Origin of the sequence: Mycolicibacillus koreensis (assembly GCF_002104795.1) — a bacterium.
In the GTDB taxonomy this organism is placed as follows: domain Bacteria; phylum Actinomycetota; class Actinomycetes; order Mycobacteriales; family Mycobacteriaceae; genus Mycobacterium; species Mycobacterium koreense.
This window is the reverse complement of the sequence record NZ_NCXO01000001.1, coordinates 58,853-78,805: the sequence shown is the minus strand read 5'-3', so window position 1 is coordinate 78,805 and position 19,953 is coordinate 58,853. Positions and strand designations below refer to the sequence as shown.

17 protein-coding genes are annotated in these 19,953 nt (G+C 70.4%); 5 read left to right on the top strand and 12 right to left on the bottom strand.

The window, feature by feature from the left end; genetic code table 11:
• The first annotated feature begins 3 nt into the window (after positions 1 to 3).
• The 3 genes from B8W67_RS00385 (at position 4) to B8W67_RS00375 (ending at position 5,126) form a co-directional block, all read left to right on the top strand.
• Positions 4 to 3,090 (top strand): MMPL/RND family transporter, encoded by a 3,087-nt coding sequence (locus B8W67_RS00385; RefSeq protein WP_085301747.1) that lies wholly within the window; start codon positions 4 to 6, stop codon positions 3,088 to 3,090.
• Positions 3,091 to 3,132: 42 nt separating this feature from the next.
• Positions 3,133 to 3,897, top strand: a complete 765-nt coding sequence (locus tag B8W67_RS00380; protein ID WP_085301745.1) for a hypothetical protein — start codon at positions 3,133 to 3,135, stop codon at positions 3,895 to 3,897.
• A gap of 68 nt (positions 3,898 to 3,965) precedes the next feature.
• Positions 3,966 to 5,126 (top strand): MalY/PatB family protein, encoded by a 1,161-nt coding sequence (locus tag B8W67_RS00375; RefSeq protein WP_085301864.1) that lies wholly within the window; start codon positions 3,966 to 3,968, stop codon positions 5,124 to 5,126.
• A 7-nt stretch (positions 5,127 to 5,133) separates the two neighbouring features.
• Here the strand turns inward: B8W67_RS00375 and B8W67_RS00370 are convergent, their stop codons facing one another.
• Genes B8W67_RS00370 through B8W67_RS00360 form a run of 3 tightly spaced genes read right to left on the bottom strand, consistent with a single transcriptional unit; the run spans position 5,134 to position 7,123 of the window.
• Positions 5,134 to 5,493 carry a DoxX family protein gene (locus tag B8W67_RS00370; RefSeq protein WP_085301743.1) on the bottom strand — a complete coding sequence of 120 codons (360 nt, stop codon included), beginning with the start codon at positions 5,491 to 5,493 and terminating at the stop codon, positions 5,134 to 5,136.
• 10 nt (positions 5,494 to 5,503) lie between these two features.
• Positions 5,504 to 6,649: an SPFH domain-containing protein gene (locus tag B8W67_RS00365; RefSeq protein ID WP_085301741.1), complete on the bottom strand. Its 1,146-nt coding sequence runs from the start codon at positions 6,647 to 6,649 to the stop codon at positions 5,504 to 5,506.
• Between the two features lie 42 nt (positions 6,650 to 6,691).
• Positions 6,692 to 7,123, bottom strand: a complete 432-nt coding sequence (locus B8W67_RS00360; protein WP_085301739.1) for an NfeD family protein — start codon at positions 7,121 to 7,123, stop codon at positions 6,692 to 6,694.
• A gap of 58 nt (positions 7,124 to 7,181) precedes the next feature.
• Here B8W67_RS00360 and B8W67_RS00355 point away from each other — a divergent pair, with 58 nt between their 5' ends.
• Complete coding sequence (locus B8W67_RS00355; RefSeq protein WP_085301737.1) at positions 7,182 to 8,030, top strand: Rv1486c family protein; 849 nt, start codon at positions 7,182 to 7,184, stop codon at positions 8,028 to 8,030.
• Between the two features lie 16 nt (positions 8,031 to 8,046).
• Here B8W67_RS00355 and B8W67_RS00350 read toward each other — a convergent pair whose 3' ends face one another.
• The 9 genes from B8W67_RS00350 to B8W67_RS00310 form a co-directional block, all read right to left on the bottom strand.
• Complete coding sequence (locus B8W67_RS00350; protein ID WP_069392004.1) at positions 8,047 to 9,054, bottom strand: ferrochelatase; 1,008 nt, start codon at positions 9,052 to 9,054, stop codon at positions 8,047 to 8,049.
• 15 nt (positions 9,055 to 9,069) lie between these two features.
• The gene (gene inhA / locus B8W67_RS00345) at positions 9,070 to 9,879 is read right to left on the bottom strand and encodes an NADH-dependent enoyl-ACP reductase InhA (protein ID WP_085301735.1); all 810 of its coding nucleotides are present in this window, start codon (positions 9,877 to 9,879) and stop codon (positions 9,070 to 9,072) included.
• A 36-nt stretch (positions 9,880 to 9,915) separates the two neighbouring features.
• Positions 9,916 to 10,668, bottom strand: a complete 753-nt coding sequence (gene fabG1, locus B8W67_RS00340) for a 3-oxoacyl-ACP reductase FabG1 (protein WP_069392002.1) — start codon at positions 10,666 to 10,668, stop codon at positions 9,916 to 9,918.
• A 64-nt stretch (positions 10,669 to 10,732) separates the two neighbouring features.
• Positions 10,733 to 11,740, bottom strand: coding sequence for a VWA domain-containing protein (locus B8W67_RS00335; RefSeq protein ID WP_069392001.1), 1,008 nt, complete (start codon positions 11,738 to 11,740; stop codon positions 10,733 to 10,735).
• Between the two features lie 42 nt (positions 11,741 to 11,782).
• Positions 11,783 to 12,694, bottom strand: coding sequence for a DUF58 domain-containing protein (locus tag B8W67_RS00330; RefSeq protein WP_085301862.1), 912 nt, complete (start codon positions 12,692 to 12,694; stop codon positions 11,783 to 11,785).
• A gap of 56 nt (positions 12,695 to 12,750) precedes the next feature.
• Positions 12,751 to 13,869, bottom strand: a complete 1,119-nt coding sequence (moxR1, locus tag B8W67_RS00325; protein ID WP_069392000.1) for a chaperone MoxR1 — start codon at positions 13,867 to 13,869, stop codon at positions 12,751 to 12,753.
• 126 nt (positions 13,870 to 13,995) lie between these two features.
• Positions 13,996 to 14,724 carry an NlpC/P60 family peptidoglycan endopeptidase RipB gene (gene ripB, locus B8W67_RS00320; RefSeq protein WP_069391999.1) on the bottom strand — a complete coding sequence of 243 codons (729 nt, stop codon included), beginning with the start codon at positions 14,722 to 14,724 and terminating at the stop codon, positions 13,996 to 13,998.
• Between the two features lie 11 nt (positions 14,725 to 14,735).
• The gene (gene ripA, locus B8W67_RS00315) at positions 14,736 to 16,151 is read right to left on the bottom strand and encodes an NlpC/P60 family peptidoglycan endopeptidase RipA (protein ID WP_069391998.1); all 1,416 of its coding nucleotides are present in this window, start codon (positions 16,149 to 16,151) and stop codon (positions 14,736 to 14,738) included.
• 295 nt (positions 16,152 to 16,446) lie between these two features.
• The gene (locus B8W67_RS00310; protein WP_069391997.1) at positions 16,447 to 17,028 is read right to left on the bottom strand and encodes an Rv1476 family membrane protein; all 582 of its coding nucleotides are present in this window, start codon (positions 17,026 to 17,028) and stop codon (positions 16,447 to 16,449) included.
• 206 nt (positions 17,029 to 17,234) lie between these two features.
• On the opposite strand from B8W67_RS00310, the gene acnA reads away from it, so the two are divergent.
• Positions 17,235 to 19,952: an aconitate hydratase AcnA gene (acnA, locus tag B8W67_RS00305; protein ID WP_085301734.1), complete on the top strand. Its 2,718-nt coding sequence runs from the start codon at positions 17,235 to 17,237 to the stop codon at positions 19,950 to 19,952.
• The last annotated feature ends 1 nt before the right edge of the window (position 19,953 follow it).

Sequence of the window (19,953 nt, the reverse complement as noted above, 5' to 3'; positions counted from 1 at the left end):
GAGATGTCGAAACGTCGCAGCTCACATGCGAGGCGTCACCGGCTCGACGTTTTCACGCGGCTGGGCACGCTGGTAACCCGTTGGCCGTGGCTGGTGATCGCCGGCTGGATCGTGCTGGCGGCCGCACTGCCGGCGGCGTTTCCGTCGCTGTCGGAGCTGGCCCGTAAGGATCCGGCCGCCCTGCTGCCCGCCGACGCCCCCAGTTCGGTGTCCGCGGACCAGATGAACGACGCATTCGACGAGTCGGCGACCGGGAACACGCTGGTGCTGGTGCTCACCAACCGCGACGGGCTCACCGCCGACGACGAGCAGGTGTATCACCGGTTGGTCGACCGGCTCGCCGACGACATCACCGATGTGGTGCAGGTCCGCGATTTTCTGTCCACCCCAGCCCTGCGGCCGGCGTTGAGCAGCACCGACGGCAAGGCGTGGCTGGTGCCGGTGGAACTGGTCGGCGAGCTGGGCTCGCCGCGCTCCTACACCGCGACCACCCGGGTGACCCGCATCGCGGAGACCACCGTCGAGGACTCGGCGCTGCGGGTCGCCGTCACCGGCCCGGCGGCAACCGTGCGCGACGTCGGCGTTCTGGGCGCCCTCGACCAGCGCCGCATCGAGGTGGCGATGGCGGTGATGCTGCTGGTGATCCTGCTGGTGATCTACCGCAACCCGGTCACCATCCTGGTGCCGCTGGCGACGATCGGGGTCGCGCTGATGACCGCCCAAGCCGTGATCGCCGGGTTCGGTCTGCGGGGGCTGAGCATCACCGCCCACACCGTCGCACTGGTGACGGCGCTGGTCGCCGGGGCCGGCACCGACTACGCGGTGTTCCTCATCAGCCGGTTCCACGACTTCCGCCGCGCCAGCCACAGCCCCGACGTGGCCGTGCGGCGCGCACTGGGCGGAATCGGCAAGGTGATCGCCGCGTCGGCGGCGACGGTGGCGATCACCTTCTTCGCGATGGGGTTCACCCGCCTGGCGGTGGTGTCGGCCACCGGCGTGGCGTTGGCGATCGCGGTCACGGTGTGTTTCGCGGCGGCGGTGACGTTTTTGCCGGCCCTGCTGGTGGTGATGGGACGGCGCGGGTGGGTCGCGCCGCGCACCGCGGTCACCGGCGGCCTGTGGCGCCGCTCCGGGGCCCGCATCGTGCGCCACCCCGGCCGATACCTGGCCGCGAGCCTGGCGGTGCTGGTGGCCCTGGCCGGGCTGGCGACGATGGTGGACTACAACTACGACAACCGCACCGCGCTGCCGTCGTCGGCGCCGAGCGTGCACGGCACCGACGTCATCGACCGTCACTTCCCGGCCAACAGCATCACCCCCGAGTTCATCTTGATCTCCTCGCCGCGCGATCTGCGCACCCCGCGGGCGCTGTCGGATCTCGAACAGCTCGCCCGCCGGGTCAGCCAGCTGCCCGACGTCGAGGCCGTGCGCGGCATCACCCGACCGACCGGCAAGCCCCTCGAACAGGCCCGGCTGTCGTTTCAGGCCGGGGCGGTCGGTGACAACCTGCACGAGGCCGCCACCACCATCAACGACCACGCCGAGGATCTGGACCAACTGGCCACCGCCGCGGATCTGATCGCCGACGCGCTGGCCACCTTGACCGCCCAGGCCGACGAGACCATCCCGGCGGTGCGGGACCTGATCGAGGCGTTGGCCTATCTGCGCGGCACGTGGCAGAAGGCCGGCACCGCGCTGGAGCACGGGGTGGACAACGCCGCCGACGCCACCGACGCCGCGGCCGCCGAATCCGACGACGTGGTCATGCTGCTGACGTTGATGCGAGCCGCCGGGGAGACCGTCCAGCAGAACCTCGACGGGACCCCGCAGGACTTCCTGTGGATGGACTCGGTGCTCGACGGGCTCAACACCAGCACCGTCTGCTCCGACGAGCCGTCCTGCGCGCGGGTGCGGGGCTGGCTGGCGCGGCTGGTGACCGCCCGCGACGAGGGCCGGTTGGACAATGCCACCGACGCGGGCCGCCGCCTGCGCGACACCCCCGAGGGCCAGCGACTGGAATCGGCGGTGGACAACCTGCGCGAGACCCTCGACGACACCGGCGACACCCTGGAGAACACCGGGTTGGCCACCGAGGACGCCACCGAGGAGGGCACCGACGACGACCTCGAGGCGATCCGCACCAGCACCGACCTGCTGGCCACCGCCAGCCGGCAGGTGGCCGCCGGGGTGCGCATGCTCGTCGACCAGGTGACCGCGATGGGCCTGGACCTCGCCGACGTCTCGGAATTCCTGCAGGGCATCAAGAGCGAGGCCTCCGCACCGTCGATGTCCGGGTTCTACATCCCCGCGCAGTACCTGGCCGAGCAGGATTTTCAGCAGGCCGCCCAGTTCTACGTCTCCCCCGACGGCCACACGGTGCGCTACGCGGTGCAGACCGGCCTCAACCCGTTCAGCACCGCCGCGATGGACCAGGTCGACACGATCCTGGCCACCGCCCGCGACGCCCAACCGAACACCACGCTCGCCGACGCCGAGGTGTCGATGAACCGCGGATCGGTCACCCTGCGCGACATCCGCGACTACTACACCCACGATCTGCGGTTCATCATCATGGTGACCATCGCGGTGGTGTTGGTGATCCTCAGCCTGCTGCTGCGTGCGATCGTGGCACCGCTGTACCTGGTGGCCTCGGTGGTGCTGTCCTACCTGGCGGCGCTGGGCATCGGGGTGCTGGTCTTCCAGTACCTGCTGGGTCAACCGCTGTACTGGGCGCTGCCGGGCCTGGCGTTCATCATCCTGGTCGCCATCGGCGCCGACTACAACCTGCTGCTGTTCGCCCGGCTGCGCGAGGAGTCCGGCCGCGGGGTGCGCACCGGGGTGCTGCGCACCGTCGCGGCGACCGGTGGGGTCATCACCGCCGCCGGGGTGATCTTCGCGGCCTCGATGTTCGGGATGCTCGCCGCCAGCCTCACCACCTTGGTGCAGACCGGGTTCGTCATCGGGGTGGGGCTGCTGCTGGACACGTTCCTGGTGCGCACACTGACCGTCCCGGCGATCGCGGCTCTGCTCGGGCGGGCCAGCTGGTGGCCGTCACGGTCCCGCCCGACCCGCAGCGGTGCGCTACCATAGGCCCGGCCTCCCCCTCCAGACAGCCCGAAAGACCTGACGGTAATGGATCACCCGCTGCTCCGCCGATGGCTGACCAATGCGGTGGCGCTCCTGGCGGCGGTGACGCTGACCGTGCTGCTCGCCGGCCGGATGGCCAGCACCGGCGTCGACAGCCTCGCCGCCCCCGCCGCCGACGACACCGCCGCCGCCGAACCCGCGGTGGCGCTGACCGCCGATAACGACCTGCTCGATCGGTGGCGCGACGTGTTGCGCAACCCGGGGGCGAAAACCGGGATCGCCGCGGTCAGCGGATTGCGCAAACCGGTCCTGCCCAGCGGCAGCACCGACGGGCTGCACAGCCTGGTGCAGATCGTGGTGCCGCAGGTGCTGCCCGCCGGATACAGCGACGACCGGCGCTACGTCATCACCACCGCCTTGGACCTGCTGCTCTCCCCGTTGAGCAACATCGTCGCCGGCGGCCGGTGGGGGGCCTACATCAGCCCGCTGGTGGCGTTGGGCAACACCGCGGCCGCGGTCGTCGGCGACCTCAGCGGACCGAATCCCGATCCGACCGCCGCCGCCTGGGATCTGGCCCACCTGCCGACCAACCTGCTCGGCGGCTACCGCAACGGTGCGGACCTCAACCTGGCGCCGCTGGCCCGGATGTTCACCAACGCGGGCATGCTGCCGGAGGACTTCGACGCCACTTCCCTGCATATCGGTTTCGGCGGGCACTCCAGCAAAACCCCGGGTCTGCGCAAGCACTTTCCGCGGGTGGGGGCGCTGAGCCAGGTGCTGCGTCACGTCACCCACGGCCTGCCGCTGTAGCCACCGGCGGTTGGCACACCGCCGCCGGTAGGGTCGAGCACATGGGATTCTCCGACCCCGGTGATCGGTTGCCCGACTACTCATTTGACGCGCTGACCCCGGCGCGGCTACGCGCGCGCAACACCGTCAAGTGGAACCGGTTCGACCCCGACGTGTTGGCGTTGTGGGTGGCCGAGATGGACTATCCGACCGCGCCGGCTGTCCACGCGGCGATCCGAGCCGCGGTGGACCGCGAGGAATTCGGTTACCCGCGCTTCGGCCACGACGCGCTGCCGACCGCCACCGCCGACTGGTGCGCCGACCGCTACGGCTGGACGGTCAATCCGGAGTGGGTGGCCGTCGTCGCCGACGTGCTCAAAGGGGTGGAGCTGGCGATCGGGTTTTTGACCCGCCCGCAGAGCCCGGTGGTGTTGCCGGTCCCGGCCTACATGCCGTTCTTCGACGTGCTGCAGGTGGCCGGGCGCAGCCGCGTCGAGGTGCCGATGGTGCCCGACGCCGCCGGGCGCTACGGCCTGGATCTCGATGCGGTCGCCGCGGCGTTCGCCGCCGGGGCGGGCTCGATCATCCTGTGCAATCCGTTCAACCCGCTGGGCACGGTGTTCACCGCCGCGGAATTGCGCGCGGTGGTCGACCTCGCCGCCGCCCACGGCGCGCGGGTCATCGCCGACGAGATTCACGCCCCGCTGGTCTACGACGGTCGCCACGTGCCGGCGGCGTCGGTGTCGCCGGCCGCCGCCGAGACCGTGGTGACGGTGATGTCGGCCTCCAAGGCGTGGAACCTGCCGGGCCTCAAATGCGCCCAGCTGATCCTGTCCAACCCCGCCGACGCGGCGATCTGGCGGCAGGTCAACTGGCTGAACTGGATGGGGGCCTCGACGGTGGGGATCGCCGCCAACCTCGCCGCCTACCGCGACGGCGCGCCGTGGTTGGACGCGGCGCTGGGGTATCTGCGCACCAACCGCGACCGGGTGGCCGACACGCTGCCGGCGCGGGTCCCGGGCCTGCAGGTGACCCGCCCGGAGGGCACCTACCTGTCGTGGCTGGATCTGCGTGCGCTGGATCTGCCCGAGGAACCGGCCGACTATCTGCTTCGGCACGCCCGGGTGGCGCTGAATCCGGGGATCCCGTTCGGGGCGGGCAGCGGCTGCGCGCGGCTCAACTTCGCCACCACCGCCGCGATCCTTTCCGACGCGCTCGACGCGATCGTCACCGCGCTGACCGCACGCTAACCTCTGCTCAGCGGGGGCGCCGCCAGGCGGCCGCGGCCATCGCGGCGAAGGTGATCAGCATCGTCACCGCCGGCACGGTGTTCACGACCCGGTCTTTGACCCGCACGTGGGCGGCGACCGCGAGCACGAAGTACAGCGTCAACGCCGCGGTGGTCAACCGCGCCAGCAGCGGAAACCGCGGCCCCGACGCCAAGCCGACGGCGGCGGCGACTTTCACCGCGGGCAACACCGGGCGCACGTCGGCGGGCACCTGCACCGTGTCGAGAGCCTGAGCGATGTAGGGCACCGGGATCGCGCAGGCCACCGCGTCGGCCGCCTGCAACGCCGCGAGCCCTCGGTACGTCTTCGGGGAGGTGAGCACACTCATGCGGTCAAGCCTATTGCGTCTCGGGCGGCGCCGACAGTTGGTGCGGTCCGGGCACGCTGCCCTCCACCGGGGTGCGGGCGTCGGCCTCGGCCTTGGCGACCGCCTGGGCGATCGCCGGGTCGGTGCGGGTATGGAACCAGTCGGCGACCTCCTCGGAATCGTCTTCCGGTTTGGGCAGGTCCTCGTCGACCGGCGACGGCTCGTAGCGGAACACCCCGTCCTCGCCGGGGGCGCCGAGCAGCTTGGTGAAACCCTGCAGGGCACTGCCGAAGTCGCTGGGGATCACCCACATCTTGTTGGCTTCGCCCTTGGCCATCTCCGGCAGCACCTGCAGATACTGGTAGGCCAGCATCTCCGGGGTGGGCCGGCCCGCTTTGATCGCCGCGAACGTCTTCTCGATCGCCTTGGCCTCCCCCTGTGCCTGCAGGTAGGCCGCGGCCCGCTCGCCCTGTGCGCGCAGCATCCGGGATTGTCGGTCGGCCTCCGCGGAGAGGATCGCGGCTTGCTTGGCGCCCTCGGCCTGCAGGATCTGGGACTGCTTTTGACCCTCGGCCTGTTTGATCGCCGACTCACGCTGACCCTCGGCGGTCAAGATCATCGCCCGCTTCTCCCGATCGGCCTTCATCTGCTTCTCCATCGACGCCTGGATGGACGGCGGCGGGTCGATGCTGCGCAACTCCACCCGCGCCACCCGCAGCCCCCACCGGCCGGTGGCCTCGTCGAGGACGCCGCGCAGCTGCCGGTTGATCTGGTCGCGGGAGGTGAACGTCTCCTCCAGCGTCATCCCGCCCACCACGTTGCGCAGGGTGGTGGTGGTCAACTGCTCCACCCCGACGATGTAGTTGCTGATCTCATAGACCGCCGCCTGCGGGTTGGTGACCTGAAAGTAGACGACGGTGTCGATCGCCAGCGTCAGGTTGTCTTCGGTGATCACCGGTTGCGGCGGAAACGACACCACCCGCTCACGCAGGTCGACCCGCGCACGGATGCGGTCGATGAACGGCACCAGCAGGGTCAGCTGCCCGCTGATGGTGCGGCTGTAGCGGCCGAGTCGTTCGATCACCGCGGCCTCGGCCTGCGGGATCAACGCCACCGACTTGGCCACCACGATGATCGCGAACCCGACCAGGATCGCCAGGACCACCAGACCTGCCATTGTGTTCTCCTTCTGCTGCCCCGGGGTCTGCCCCGGTTCGGTTTATGTCTGCCAGACGACCGCGGTGGCCCCGTCGATCTCCATCACCGTCACCGTCTCGCCGGGCTCGTAGACGTCGCCGGTGTTGAGGGGACGGGCGCTCCACACCTGCCCGGCCAGCAACACCTGGCCGGCGTGGCCGGCCACCTGCTCGAGGACCTGGGCGTCGCTGCCGGTCAGCGCTTCGATGCCGGTGCGCGGTGCGGTGTCACGAGCCAGCCGGCGACGCAGCGCGGGACGCACCCCGAGCAGCAACAGCACCGACACCACCAAGAACACCACACCGTCGACCCAGATCGGGGCGTCGAGAACGGCGCTGGATCCCGCGGCCGCCAGGGCGCCGCCGGCCAGCATCAGCAGGAACATGTCCCCGGTGAGGGTCTCGGCACCGGCCAACGCCAACGCGCCGAGGAACCAGAGCAGGGCGGCGGGCATGCCTTCACACTATCGCGCAACCGGCCCGCGGCGGTGCGCCAACTAGACTGCCGGGATCATGTGGTGTCCGTCGGTGTCGCTGTCGGTGTGGGCCAACGCCTGGCTCGCCGGTGTCGCCGCACCCGACGACGTGCTCGATGCGCTGGCGGCGTGGGCCCCGGCGCAGACCATCGCCGCCCACGACCCGGTGGCCGCCGGCCACGCCGGGTTGCCCTACCCGGCCGCCGAGCACGGCGGGGCGACGGCGGTGCTGCAGACGCTGCGGTCGGCCGCCGCCGGTTCACCCGGTGCGCACGCCACCCCGATCGAGGTGGTGCTGCCGGTGCCCGGCGACGTGCGGGGACTGCCGCCGGGCAGCGCCTTCGCGCGCGACGCCCTCGACGCCGGGGAGGCGCTGATCCTCACCGGCAGCCCCGCCGACGGCACCGCGGTCGGCCTGGTGCCCGACTACCCCGACGACGTGCTCGATGCGCCGACCGACGGGGCGTTCACACTGCGCTGGACGGCCTATTCGCTGCCCGCCCCGCAGCCGGGGGTGCCCGCCGACCTGGGCGGCGCCGAATACGCGTTGCGTACCGCGGTGCGTGCGGCCGCCGAGGCCCTCAGCGCGATGGACCTGACCTGCGGGACCGACGCCGACCCGCGGGCGCTGGTCGAGCAGGCCCTCGACGCCGCCGCCGGCCACCGGGTGCCCGCCCACGCCCCGCCGCGGGCGCTGCGGGTTCTGGAGCAGGCCGCTCACGTGGAGGCGATCCTCGCGGTCAGCGCGCAACTGTCACCGCTGGGGATACAGTCCTTCTCCCAGCACCGGGTCGGCGACGATGCGCTGCGTCCGCTGACGACGGTGGTGCGCACCGCGCGTCTCGCCGCGCTCGACGCGATCCTGCGTTCCGCCTGGGCGTGTTGACCGCTGGGCCGCGCCGTCAGCGGTGGCAGGCCGGGGTGCACGGTTGGCCGTCGCGGCTCTGCCCGTACAGCGGCACCGGGTCGGGGGCGGCGACGCGCACCGGTGCGCGTCCGTCGCGCAGTTCGGCGATGAGCTCGGCGGCCAGCTGGGCGAACCGCGGGTCCGCACCCGGGGTGGCGGCCCGGGCGTAGGCGACGTCGAGCTCACGGGCCTGGTCGGCCAGCTCGTGGTCGAGATCCCACACCACCTCGATGTGGTCGGCGACGAACCCGATCGGGCAGACGATCACCGCCGCGGTGCCCGCCGCCGCCAGGGCGGCGAGATGGTCGCCGACGTCGGGCTCCAGCCACGGCATCTGCGGCGGACCGGACCGGGACTGCCACACCAGGTCGTGGTCGAGACGGCCGGCCGCGGCGGCCACCAGCCGCGCCGCGTGGGCGACCTGGCGGGCATAGAGCCGGTCCCCGCACCAGGACTCGGCGGCCACCGGGATGGAATGGGCGGTGAACACCAGCCGGGCCTGCTCGCGCAGTGCGGCGGGCAGGGTGGCCGCCGCCGCGCCGACCGCCTCGGCGAACAGCGCCACGAACAGCGGGTGGTCGAAGTAGTGGCGCAGCTTGACCAGCTCGGGGGCGTCGGCGCCGGCGCTGTGGCGTGCCTGCGCCAGGTCGTCGACGTACTGGCGGCAGCTGGAGTACCCGCCCCACGCCGAGGTGGTGAACACCGCCGCACGGCGCACCCCGTCGGCACCCATGGCGGCCACCGTGTCCGCCAGGTAGGGCTCCCAGTTGCGGTTGCCGAAGTAGACCGGCAAACCGGTGTGGGCGCGCAGCTGATCGACCAGCGCCCGGTTGATCGCGTTGATCGGCGAGACCCCACCGAAGTGCAGGTAGTGCTCGGCGACGTCGTCGAGGCGCTCGGCGGGCACGTTGCGGCCGCGGGTGACGTTCTCCAGGAACGGCCGCACCTGTTCGGGGCCCTCCGGCCCGCCGAAGGACTGCAGCAGGACGGCGTCGAACAGCACGGCGGTCCCCGACGGCTAGAGCAGCTGGGTGTGTGCACCGCCGTCGGCGTACACCACGGTGCCAGTGGTGGCCGGCAACCAGTCCGACAGCAACGCACAGACCGTCTTGGCCACCGGGGTGGGGTCTTTCATGTCCCAGCCGACCGGGGCGCGCTGGTCCCAGCCCTCTTCGAGCAGCTTCATCTGCTGACCGGCCTCGTCGCCGAGGGCGCCGCCGACGATCGCACTCATCGCCAGGGTGCGGATCGGTCCGGCCGCAACCAGATTGGAGCGCACCCCGTGCGGGCCTACCTCGCGGGCCACGAAGCGGTTCACCGACTCCAGGGCGCTTTTGGCCACGGTCATCCAGTTGTAGGCCGGCATCGCCCGGGTCGGGTCGAAGTCCATGCCCACGATCGAACCGCCGGGGTTCATGATCGGCAGCACCGCCTTGGCCAGCGACGCATACGAGTAGGCGGAGATGTGGATGCCCTTGGCGACGTCCTCGTAGGGGGCGTCGAAGAACGGGTTGACCCCCATGCCGCTCTGCGGCATGAAGCCGATGGAGTGCACCACCCCGTCGAGTTTGTTGTCCGCCCCGATCGCCTCGGTGATCCGGTCGGCCAGCGAGTCGAGGTGCTCGGGGTTTTCCACGTCGAGTTCCAGCAGCGGCGCCGGCTCGGGCAGCCGGTCGACGATGCGCTGGATCAGCCGCATCCGGTCGAAGCCGGTGAGCACCAGTTGCGCACCCGCCTCCTGGGCGACGCGGGCGATGTGAAACGCGATCGAGGAGTCGGTGATGATCCCGGTGACCAGGATTCGTTTCCCGGTGAGAAACCCTGTCATGTCGAACCTTTCTGCTGGCGGAGTCGGTGCGCGCGGCTAGTGGCCCATGCCCAGGCCGCCGTCGACGGGGATGACCGCCCCGGAGATGTAGCCGGCGTCCGGGGAGGCCAGGAAGCTGATCACCCCGGCCACCTCGTCGACGGTGCCGATGCGTTGCGCCGGGATCGCGGTGAGCGCGGTCTCCTGCTGCTTCTCGTCGAGTGCGCGGGTCATGTCGGTGTCGATGAACCCGGGGGCCACCACGTTGGCGGTGATCGACCGCGAACCGAGTTCGCGGGTCAGTGAACGTGCCATCCCGACCAGCCCGGCCTTCGACGCCGAATAGTTGGCCTGCCCGGGCAGTCCGGTCAGCCCGGCCACCGATCCCATGAAGATCATCCGGCCGAACCGGCGTTTGATCATGTTGCGCGAGGCCCGTTTGGCCACCCGGAACACCCCGGTGAGGTTGGCGTCGACCACCTTCTGGAAGTTCTCGTCGCTCATCCGCATGATCAGCATGTCGGCGGTGACCCCGGCGTTGGCGACCAGCACCTCCACCGGACCCTGGTGTTCCTCGACGGCGGTGAAGGCCGCGTCGACGGCCGCGGAATCGGTGACGTCGCAGACCACGCCGAACAAGTCGTCGGGGGCACCGGATCCGCGGTGGGTCACCGCCACCTTGTGGCCGTCGGCGGCGAGACGGCGGGCGACCGCCAGGCCGATACCGCGGTTGCCTCCGGTGACCAGCACCGAACGGGACACAAACGGGGGCGCGCCGGCGGCGTCGCCGGTTGTCTTGCTCTCAGTCACCGGATCAACTTATCGTCTCGGCGGCCCGGCGCCGCAACCGGCTGCACCCGGCGTGGCGCGCCGCTCAGGCCGGCAGCCGGCGGTTGATCAGCAGCCCCGCCAGCGCCGCCAGCGCCAGCACCACCGCACCCAGGCGCAGCCAGCCGGCGCTGGCGTCGCCCTGGATCGTCTCGTAGCCGATCTGGTCCTGCAGGTTGTCGTAGACCTGCTGCAGTTGTTCGAGGCTCGAGGCGGTGTAGAAGGTGCCTTCGGACATGTCGGCGATCTTGTGCAGCGACTCGTCGTCGACCGGGACCGGTTGGCGCTGCCCGTTGATCTCCACGTAGCCGTAGCGGGTGCCGAACGAGATCGTCGAGACCGGAACCCCCTGGTCGCGGGCGGCCCGGGCGGCGGTGAACCCGCCGCGGGGGTTGTCGGGGTTGGGCGGCACGGTCTCCTTGCCGTCGGAGAGCAGCACGATGCGCGCCGGCGGCGGGCCCTCCCCGCCACCGATCACCGCGCCGACGGTGGCGATCGCCTGCAGCGCGGTGAAGATCGCCTCCCCGGTCGCGGTGCGCTCCTCCAGTTGCAGCTTGTCGATCGCCGCCTTGGTGGGGGCCCGTTCGGTGGTCGGCGACACCAGGACCGACGCGGTGCCGGCGTAGGCGACCAGGCCCAGGTTGATCCCGGGAGTCAGCTCGTCGGCGAACTCCTTGGCGGCCTCCTGCGCGGCGGCCAGCCGGGTCGGCTCGACGTCTTTGGCCTGCATCGACAGCGATACGTCGATGACCAGCATCACCACCGCGCGGTTGCGCGGGATCCGTACGTCGTTGGTGGGGCCGGCCATCGCGACGGTGAACAGCAGCAGCGCCAGGACCAGCAGCAGCGCCGACAGGTGCCGCCAGCGCGACGGTCGTTTGGGGGCGACCGATTCCAGCAGCTCCATGTTGGCGAAACGCAGCATCCGACGCTGCCGCGCCCGCTGGGCCACCAGGTACAGCGCGGCCAGGCCGGCGACCACCAGCACGAACAGCAGGAACCACGGGTGGGCGAAGCCGGACAGGCTCATCGGTCCCAACAGCGGCAAAGTCATTCTCGGCGTGTCCTTTTCGTCACGGTATCTGCACCGGGTCGGTCACTGGCAGCCCGCCAGCGCGTCACGCCGCCGGGAGGCGACGAAGCGCACGATGTCGGCGATCCAGTCCCGGTCGGTGCGCAGCGACAGCAGCGGCGCCCCGCAGCGGCGCAGCGTGCGGGCCACCTCGGCGCGGTGCGCGGCGGCGGCGGTGGCGAAGTCGTCGCGCAGCGCGGCGTCGATGGTGAACTCGCGGGTGACCCCGGTCTCGGCGTCCTGGAGGACGACGTCGCCGACATCGGGCAGTTCCACGTCGCGCGGGTCGAGCACCTCCACCGCCAGCACCTCGTGGCGGGCGGCGATCGCGCGCAGCGGGCGCATCCAGTTGATCGGACCGAGGAAGTCGCTGATGATCACCGCCATCCCCCGCCGGCGTTGCGGGCGGCGTAGCGCGTCGATGGCCACCGCCAGGTCGCCGCGCACCCCCAGCGGGGCGCGCGGCATGGTGGCGATGGCACGCAGCAGGGTCTGTTCGTGCTGGCGGCCGGAGCGCGCCGGCACGCGCACGGTGGTGTCGCCGTTGGAGATCAGCGCCCCCAGCCGGTTGCCACCGCCGCTGTTCAGGAAGACCACCGCCGCGGCGGCGGCCACCGCCAGGTCCCGTTTCTCACAGCCGGTGGTGCCGAAGTCCAGGCTGGCGGACATGTCGACCACCAGCCAGGTCTCCAGTTCGCGGTCGGCGATCATCTGCCGCACGTGCGGATGGGTGGTGCGGGCGGTGACCGCCCAGTCCATCCGGCGCACGTCGTCGCCGGGCTGGTAGAGCCGCGACTCGCCGGGTTCGGACCCGGGTCCGGGGATCAACCCCAGGTGGTCGCCGTGCAACACCCCGTCGAGCTTGCGTTTGACCGTCAGTTCGAGGGTGCGCAGCGCCGCCGCCAGCTTCGGATCGCCGATCTCGCCGCGCAGCATCGACGGCGGCCGGTTGACGCCCTGAGAGGCCCCCGGGTGCCGGGGCTGCTGGTCACTCACCGACCGGGGGCCGCCGCCGGCGACGGAGCGGCCACCGGGGTCGATGCCGGTTGAGCCTGCTGGGGCACCGCGTTGACCTGCGGCAGGGCCACGGTCTGCAGCACCCGGTTGATGATGACCTCCGGGGTGATCTCGTCGGCGAGCGCGTCGTAGGTCAGCACCAGCCGGTGACGCAACACGTCGGGGATGACCTCGACGATGTCCTGGGGGATCACGTAGTCGCGACCGCGGACCAGCGCCACCGCACGGGCTGCGGCGATGATGCCCAGCGAGGCACGCGGCGACGCCCCGAACGCGATCCAGGCTTTGACGTCGTGCATGCCGAACTGGTCGGGTTTGCGGGTGGCCTCCACGACCCGCACCACATAGTCGACCAAGGCGTGGTGCACGAAGTTGTTGGCGGCCAGTTCCTGCAGGCGCAGCAGATCCCCGGTGTCGAGCACCTGCTTGGGTTGCGGCGGGGTGATCCCCATCCGGTAGATGATCTCGCGCTCCTCCTCCGCGGAGGGGTAGTCGACGTTGATCTTGAACAGGAACCGGTCGCGCTGCGCTTCCGGCAGCGGGTAGACGCCCTCGTTCTCGATGGGGTTCTGGGTGGCCATGACCAGAAACGGGTTCGGCAGCGGATAGGTCTTGCCGCCGATGGACACCTTGCGTTCGGCCATGACCTCCAGCAGCGCGGACTGCACCTTCGCCGGGGCCCGGTTGATCTCGTCGGCGAGCAGGAAGTTCACCACCACCGGGCCCAGTTCGGTGTCGAACTCTTCGCGGCCCTGCCGGTAGATGCGGGTCCCGATGATGTCGGTGGGCACCAAGTCGGGGGTGAACTGGATGCGCGCGAAGGTGCCGCCGACCACCCGGGCGAACGTCTCGACCGCCAGCGTCTTGGCGACCCCGGGCACCCCTTCGAGCAGGACGTGGCCCTTGGCGAGCAGCCCCACCAGGATCCGCTCCACCAGCCGGTCCTGGCCGACGATGATCCGTTTGACCTCGAAAATGGCCCGTTCCAGGGTCTGCACCTCGGCGGGCAGCCCGGAGCGGCCCGCTTCGGTGGCCGACGGGGCCCCGCCGGGGTAACCGCTGGCGGCAGTGGGCGACCCACCTGGTGATGTCATCGACGTCCCTTTCCCAACTTGCGTCTTTGGCTGGTGCCACCCTACGGCGTGCGTGGCGGCGCCCGGTTCAACTATTCCAGGCGGGTCCGGATCCGTCGACGTGAGGCCGCGGGCCGCCCGCCGGGATCAGTATTCGATGATCCGCGACAGGTACTGGGTCATCCCGGCGGTGCGCACCGGGGAGACCGTGACCTTGCCGGCACTGCCGGAGGCCTCCAGCATCTGGTTGTTCCCCAAGTACAGCGCCACGTGCTGGCTGCCGCCGGGGCCGTAGAAGATCAGGTCGCCGCGTTTGGCCGCCGACGGGCTGACGTGCCGGCCGGTGTTGTACTGGTCCCCGGAGTACTTCGGGATCAGCACCCCGACCCCGGCGAAGGCGAAGCGGGTGAACCCCGAGCAGTCGTACCCGATCTTGCCGGCGTCGGACTCCACCCCGGCGCTGGGGCCGTTGGGTTTACCGCCGCCCCACGAGTAGGGAACGCCCAGTTGGCTCATGCCGCGGCGGATCACGTACTCGACCGCCTGGCGGCCGTACACCCGCGGTATCGCGCTCGGTGAGGTGTTGGCGGTCGCCGGGTCGGCGTTGCCGCCGACGTTGAATCCCAACCCGCCGAGGAATTTGCGGCCCAGATCCATCGTGGTCTGGGTGGCCTGCGCGGTGGCCTGCAGCGAGGCGTTGGCGATCGCCACCGGGTCGCCGGGCGCACCGGCGCTGACCACTGCCGGCAGCGTCGGATCCCACGCGCCGTCGGGCGCGGCGGCCGACGGGCCGGCGCCGATCGTCGTGGCGGTCACCAGGGCCCCCGCCACCAGCGCCGGGGCGAGCAACCGGCCCAGCCGGGTGCGATGTCGCATGCTGCCTGTCCTCAGTACTCGATGTAGCGGACGACGTAGGGGGTCATCCCGCTGGTGCGCACCGGGGAGACCTTGACGTTCGACCCGGTGTAGGGCGCCTCGAGCATCTGCCCGTTGCCCAGATAGATGGTGACGTGCTGGCTGCCGCCGGGGCCGTAGAAGATCACGTCGCCGCGGCGCATCTGTGCCGACGGGATCTTGCGCCCCATGTCGTACTGCGAGCCGGAGTAGTGCGGCAGCTTGATGCCGACCCCGGCGAACGCGTAGAGCACCAGCCCGGAACAGTCGAAGCCGACGGTGCCGGCCCCGGAGTCGATGCCGTTGCTGGGCCCGGCCGCGTTGCCGCCGCCCCACGAGTAGGGCACCCCGATCTGCGACATGCCGCGCCGGATGACGTATTCGGAGGCCTGACGGCCGTACACCCGCGGAATCGCGCCGTTGTTGGTGAAGCCGGTGGGGGTGGGCGCGAGCCCGAGTTTCTGCAAGAACGAGCGCCCCATGTTCGAGGTGACCTGCGCGGAGGTCTGCGAGATCCCCAGCACGGCGTTGATGATCGCCACCGGGTCACCGGAGACGAAGGCGCTGGGCACCGCCGGCAGGGTCGGATCCCAGGCGGGGCCGTCCCATTTCGCCGGCGTCTGCGGCGCACCGCGGTCCCAGCTGGACTCCAGGGCCTGCGCGGTGTCGTCGCGGGTCGCGGCCGGACCGGCCGGCGCCGCGGGCCGGGCCGCCGCCAACTGCGCCTGGGCACTGTCGCGTTTGGCGACCAACGTGTCGATCTGTTTCTGCTGGTCGCCGAACTTCTGTTGGGCGTTGGTGAGCGCCGCCACGGCGGCGTCCTGGCTGGCCTGGGCCTCGGCGACGGCCGCGTCGGCGTTCTCCTTGGCGAGCCGCGCTGCGGACGCCTTGTTCACCTGCTCGGTGCGGGCGCGGACCAACTCATCGATCACCTCGGTGGAGGCGGTCTGGACCATGTCGTCGGTGCTGGCCGCCTCGATCAGCGCGTCGGGATCGGCGGCGGTCAGGTAGCCACTGGAGGGGCCGTTGACGTAGGAGGCGACCGCGACGTCGTCGATCTTGTGTTGCGCCGCAGCGATCTTGGCGTCGGCCGAGCGCACCGCCTCGGCACTGGTGTCGATCGCCTGCTGGGCGGCGGTGGCGTTGTCGCGCGCGTCCTGCACGGCGACCAGGGCCTTGTTGACGCTCTCCTGCTCGGTTTGGATCGATGCGCCGAGATCCTGCAGTTGCTGATTGGCCTCGGCGACGCGGGCGATGAGCCCGGCCACGGTGTCCGGGTCGGCGGGCGGTTCGGCGGCGGCGAACCCCGGGGTGGACAGCACCATCGCCGCACTGAGCACCGCCGGCACAGCCAGGCGGGCGACACGCACGGCAAACGGACGACGAGAACCGGGGTGGGGACGTCTCATGCGACTGGGTTCTCCTCTGGCTCTGGACGGGCTGGCTCGTGGGCACCGGGTGGTCCGGGTCACCCGGACGGCGCCGATACCGCAGCCGGAAAAAACAACTACAACGCAGGCACCAACTGCACCGTACGTCACATCTGACACAGAGAGCCCATAGGTCACGAACTACATATTTGTAATTGAAATGATTGTGACCAAACGGTGATGTGGTGAATTTGCTGACATCGCGCGGTTATCCGCGACGCCGCTAACGACGGCGCTGCGTGCGCACCGTCTGCGCAGGTGACACCGCTATGGGTTAGGCGTTCGCCTCAGCGGCGCATTCCGCAGCGTCGGCGGTGGAATTTGCGCGCCGTTGAAGCACACGGGTGCCCACCGCGGCGGCCACCACCACGACCAACAGCACCATCGTGAACGCCGTCCACGGAAATGTCGGCGTGGTCAATTGGTGCAGGAAATTCTGCGCCGAAACGACCGGGTCCCCGGTTTTGGCGACGTCCTCCCCCGCCTCCAGCGTTACCCGGTCGAACTGCGGGCTGTAGGTACCGGCGTAGGACGGGCTGACCACCAGGACGGTCGCGTCGGAGTAGTCGCGACCCACCAGGGTGGCGATGTCGCGCAGCGGGGTGTCGATCGGCGGGTTGGTCTCCACCACCACGACCTTGAGGTTGATCCCTTCGTCGCGCGCTTCGTGGACCACCTGGCGCAGCCCCGGCACCACCGGTGCGGGCGCGGAGACCGCGTAGGTGGCGACGGCGTCTTGGACCGCGTCGATGTCGACGTCGACGGGGATGTAGACGGGCAGCGTCGGCCCCCATGCCGGTACCGTCTGCGGCGGTGCCGCGACGACGGTCGCGGCGTCAGTCAACAACCCGGTCATCGCGCCCTTCCTCTGTCATGTCCGGTACGAACCGTACGCGACCGGGCGGTCACGGTAAGACGCACGCGCCGATCGGGGCCGACTCGAGACCGGATCGCAGCCGTGGTGCGCCCACTCCGCAATGCAGTACGACCGTACTGTTAGGCTGGTGGGGAGCGCCGGCACAGCCCCGCCGGCGGTAGCCCACCCACGTCGGAAGTTGAGCCATGCCCGGTAAAGAGTCGGTGAATTCGTTCGGTGCCCGCGCGAGCCTCGCGGTCGGTGACCACGAGTACGAAATCTATCGACTCGATGCGGCGCCCGGGCTCGAGCGCCTGCCCTACAGCCTCAAGGTGCTCGCCGAGAACCTGCTGCGCACCGAGGACGGCGCCAACGTCACCGCCGAGCACATCCGGGCCCTGGCCGAGTGGGATCCGGCCGGCGAGCCGAGCACCGAGATCCAGTTCACCCCCGCGCGGGTGGTGATGCAGGACTTCACCGGTGTGCCCTGCGTGGTGGACCTGGCCACCATGCGCGAAGCGGTCGCCGCGCTCGGCGGCGACCCCGACAAGGTCAACCCGCTGGCACCGGCCGAACTGGTCATCGACCACTCGGTGATCCTCGACGTGTTCGGCAGCGCCGACGCCTTCGAACGCAACGTGGAACTGGAGTACCAACGCAACAGCGAGCGCTACCAGTTCCTGCGTTGGGGGCAGCACGCGTTCGACGACTTCAAGGTGGTCCCGCCGGGCACCGGCATCGTCCACCAGGTCAACATCGAGTACCTGGCGCGCACGGTGATGGTGCGCGACGGCGCCGGCACGAAGCAGGCCTACCCCGACACCTGTGTGGGCACCGACTCGCACACCACGATGGTCAACGGCCTCGGTGTGCTCGGCTGGGGTGTGGGCGGCATCGAGGCCGAGGCCGCGATGCTGGGACAGCCGGTGTCGATGCTGATCCCGCGGGTGGTGGGCTTCAAACTCACCGGCGAGATCACCGCCGGGGTGACCGCCACCGATGTGGTGCTCACCGTCACCGAGATGCTCCGCGAGCACGGCGTGGTCGGCAAGTTCGTCGAGTTCTACGGCAAGGGCGTCGCCGAGGTGCCGCTGGCCAACCGCGCCACCCTGGGCAACATGAGCCCCGAATTCGGCTCCACCGCAGCGATCTTCCCGATCGACGCCGAGACACTGGACTACCTGCGCCTCACCGGCCGTAGCGACGAGCAACTGGCGCTGGTGGAGGCCTACGCCAAGACCCAGGGCCTGTGGCACGACCCCGACCACGAACCGGCGTACTCCGAATACCTGGAGTTGGATCTGGGCACCGTGGTGCCCTCGATCGCCGGGCCGAAGCGCCCCCAGGACCGGATCGTGCTCTCCGAGTCCAAAGCGGCGTTCCGCCGCGACATCCACCACTATGTCGACGAGGGCGAGGGCGAGCGCAGCGGCGACCGGCCTCACAACACGGTGAGCGTGCGCTCGGCCGACCGCGGCGAGTTCACCCTCGACCACGGCTCGGTCGTGGTCGCCGGCATCACCTCGTGCACCAACACCTCCAACCCGTCGGTGATGATCGGCGCGGCGCTGCTGGCGCGCAATGCCGTGGAGAAGGGACTGTCGTCGAAGCCGTGGGTGAAGACCAACATGGCGCCGGGCTCGCAGGTGGTCACCGACTACTACGAAAAGGCCGGGCTGTGGCCGTATCTGGAGAAGCTCGGCTTCTACCTCGGCGGCTACGGCTGCACCACGTGCATCGGTAACACCGGTCCGTTGCCGACGGAGATCTCCGCGGCGATCAACGACAACGACCTGGCGGCGACCGCGGTGCTCTCCGGCAACCGCAACTTCGAGGGCCGCATCTCCCCCGACGTGAAGATGAACTACCTGGCCTCCCCGCCGTTGGTGATCGCCTACGCGCTGGCCGGAACGATGGACTTCGACTTCGAGACCGAACCGTTGGGCACCGACCCGTCGGGCGAGCCGGTGTTCCTGCGCGACATCTGGCCGTCGCCGCAGGAGATCGAGGACACCATCAACGCCACCGTCAGCCGCGACATGTTCACCAAGAACTACGCCGACGTGTTCGCCGGCGACCACCGTTGGCAGTCGCTGCCGACCCCGGACGGCAACATCTTCGAGTGGGACGACTCCTCGACCTACGTGCGCAAGGCCCCCTACTTCGACGGCATGCCCGCCGAGCCCGACCCGGTGGCCGACATCACCGGGGCCCGGGTGCTCGCACTGCTGGGCGACTCGGTGACCACCGACCACATCAGCCCCGCCGGCTCGATCAAGCCGGGCACCCCGGCAGCGCAGTACCTGCAGGCCCACGGCGTGGAACCGAAGGACTTCAACTCGCTGGGCTCGCGCCGCGGCAACCACGAGGTGATGATCCGCGGGACGTTCGCCAACATCCGGCTGCGCAACCAGTTGCTGGACAACGTCTCCGGCGGTTACACCCGCGACTTCACCGTCGACGGCGGCCCGCAGGCGTTCATCTTCGACGCCGCCCAGAACTACGCCGAGCGAAACATCCCGCTGGTGGTGCTCGGCGGCAAGGAGTACGGATCGGGCTCCAGCCGCGACTGGGCCGCCAAGGGCACCGTGCTTCTGGGGGTGCGGGCGGTCATCGCCGAGTCGTTCGAGCGCATCCACCGCTCCAACCTGATCGGCATGGGGGTGATCCCGCTGGAGTTCCCCGCCGGGCAGTCCGCCGCGTCGTTGGGCATCGACGGCACCGAGACCTTCGACATCGCCGGGATCACCGCGCTCAACAACGGTGAAACCCCGTCGACGGTGCAGGTTTCAGCCCGCAAGGACGACGGGCAGACCGTCACCTTCGACGCGGTGGTGCGCATCGACACCCCCGGGGAAGCCGACTACTACCGCAACGGCGGCATCCTGCAGTACGTGCTGCGCAACATGCTCAACAGCGGTTAAG

What these genes read in the sequence shown, in the direction of transcription:
- B8W67_RS00355 (WP_085301737.1), top strand. Translation starts at nt 7,182, where the DNA reads ATGTGGTGTCCGTCGGTGTCGCTGTCGGTGTGGGCCAACGCCTGGCTC.
- B8W67_RS00370 (WP_085301743.1), bottom strand. Translation starts at nt 5,493, where the DNA reads ATGAGTGTGCTCACCTCCCCGAAGACGTACCGAGGGCTCGCGGCGTTG.
- B8W67_RS00380 (WP_085301745.1), top strand. Translation starts at nt 3,133, where the DNA reads ATGGATCACCCGCTGCTCCGCCGATGGCTGACCAATGCGGTGGCGCTC.
- B8W67_RS00330 (WP_085301862.1), bottom strand. Translation starts at nt 12,694, where the DNA reads ATGCTGCGCGGCGAGATCGGCGATCCGAAGCTGGCGGCGGCGCTGCGC.
- ripA (WP_069391998.1), bottom strand. Translation starts at nt 16,151, where the DNA reads ATGAGACGTCCCCACCCCGGTTCTCGTCGTCCGTTTGCCGTGCGTGTC.
- B8W67_RS00335 (WP_069392001.1), bottom strand. Translation starts at nt 11,740, where the DNA reads ATGACTTTGCCGCTGTTGGGACCGATGAGCCTGTCCGGCTTCGCCCAC.
- moxR1 (WP_069392000.1), bottom strand. Translation starts at nt 13,869, where the DNA reads ATGACATCACCAGGTGGGTCGCCCACTGCCGCCAGCGGTTACCCCGGC.
- ripB (WP_069391999.1), bottom strand. Translation starts at nt 14,724, where the DNA reads ATGCGACATCGCACCCGGCTGGGCCGGTTGCTCGCCCCGGCGCTGGTG.
- acnA (WP_085301734.1), top strand. Translation starts at nt 17,235, where the DNA reads ATGCCCGGTAAAGAGTCGGTGAATTCGTTCGGTGCCCGCGCGAGCCTC.
- inhA (WP_085301735.1), bottom strand. Translation starts at nt 9,879, where the DNA reads ATGACAGGGTTTCTCACCGGGAAACGAATCCTGGTCACCGGGATCATC.
- B8W67_RS00365 (WP_085301741.1), bottom strand. Translation starts at nt 6,649, where the DNA reads ATGGCAGGTCTGGTGGTCCTGGCGATCCTGGTCGGGTTCGCGATCATC.
- B8W67_RS00310 (WP_069391997.1), bottom strand. Translation starts at nt 17,028, where the DNA reads ATGACCGGGTTGTTGACTGACGCCGCGACCGTCGTCGCGGCACCGCCG.
- B8W67_RS00360 (WP_085301739.1), bottom strand. Translation starts at nt 7,123, where the DNA reads ATGCCCGCCGCCCTGCTCTGGTTCCTCGGCGCGTTGGCGTTGGCCGGT.
- B8W67_RS00385 (WP_085301747.1), top strand. Translation starts at nt 4, where the DNA reads ATGTCGAAACGTCGCAGCTCACATGCGAGGCGTCACCGGCTCGACGTT.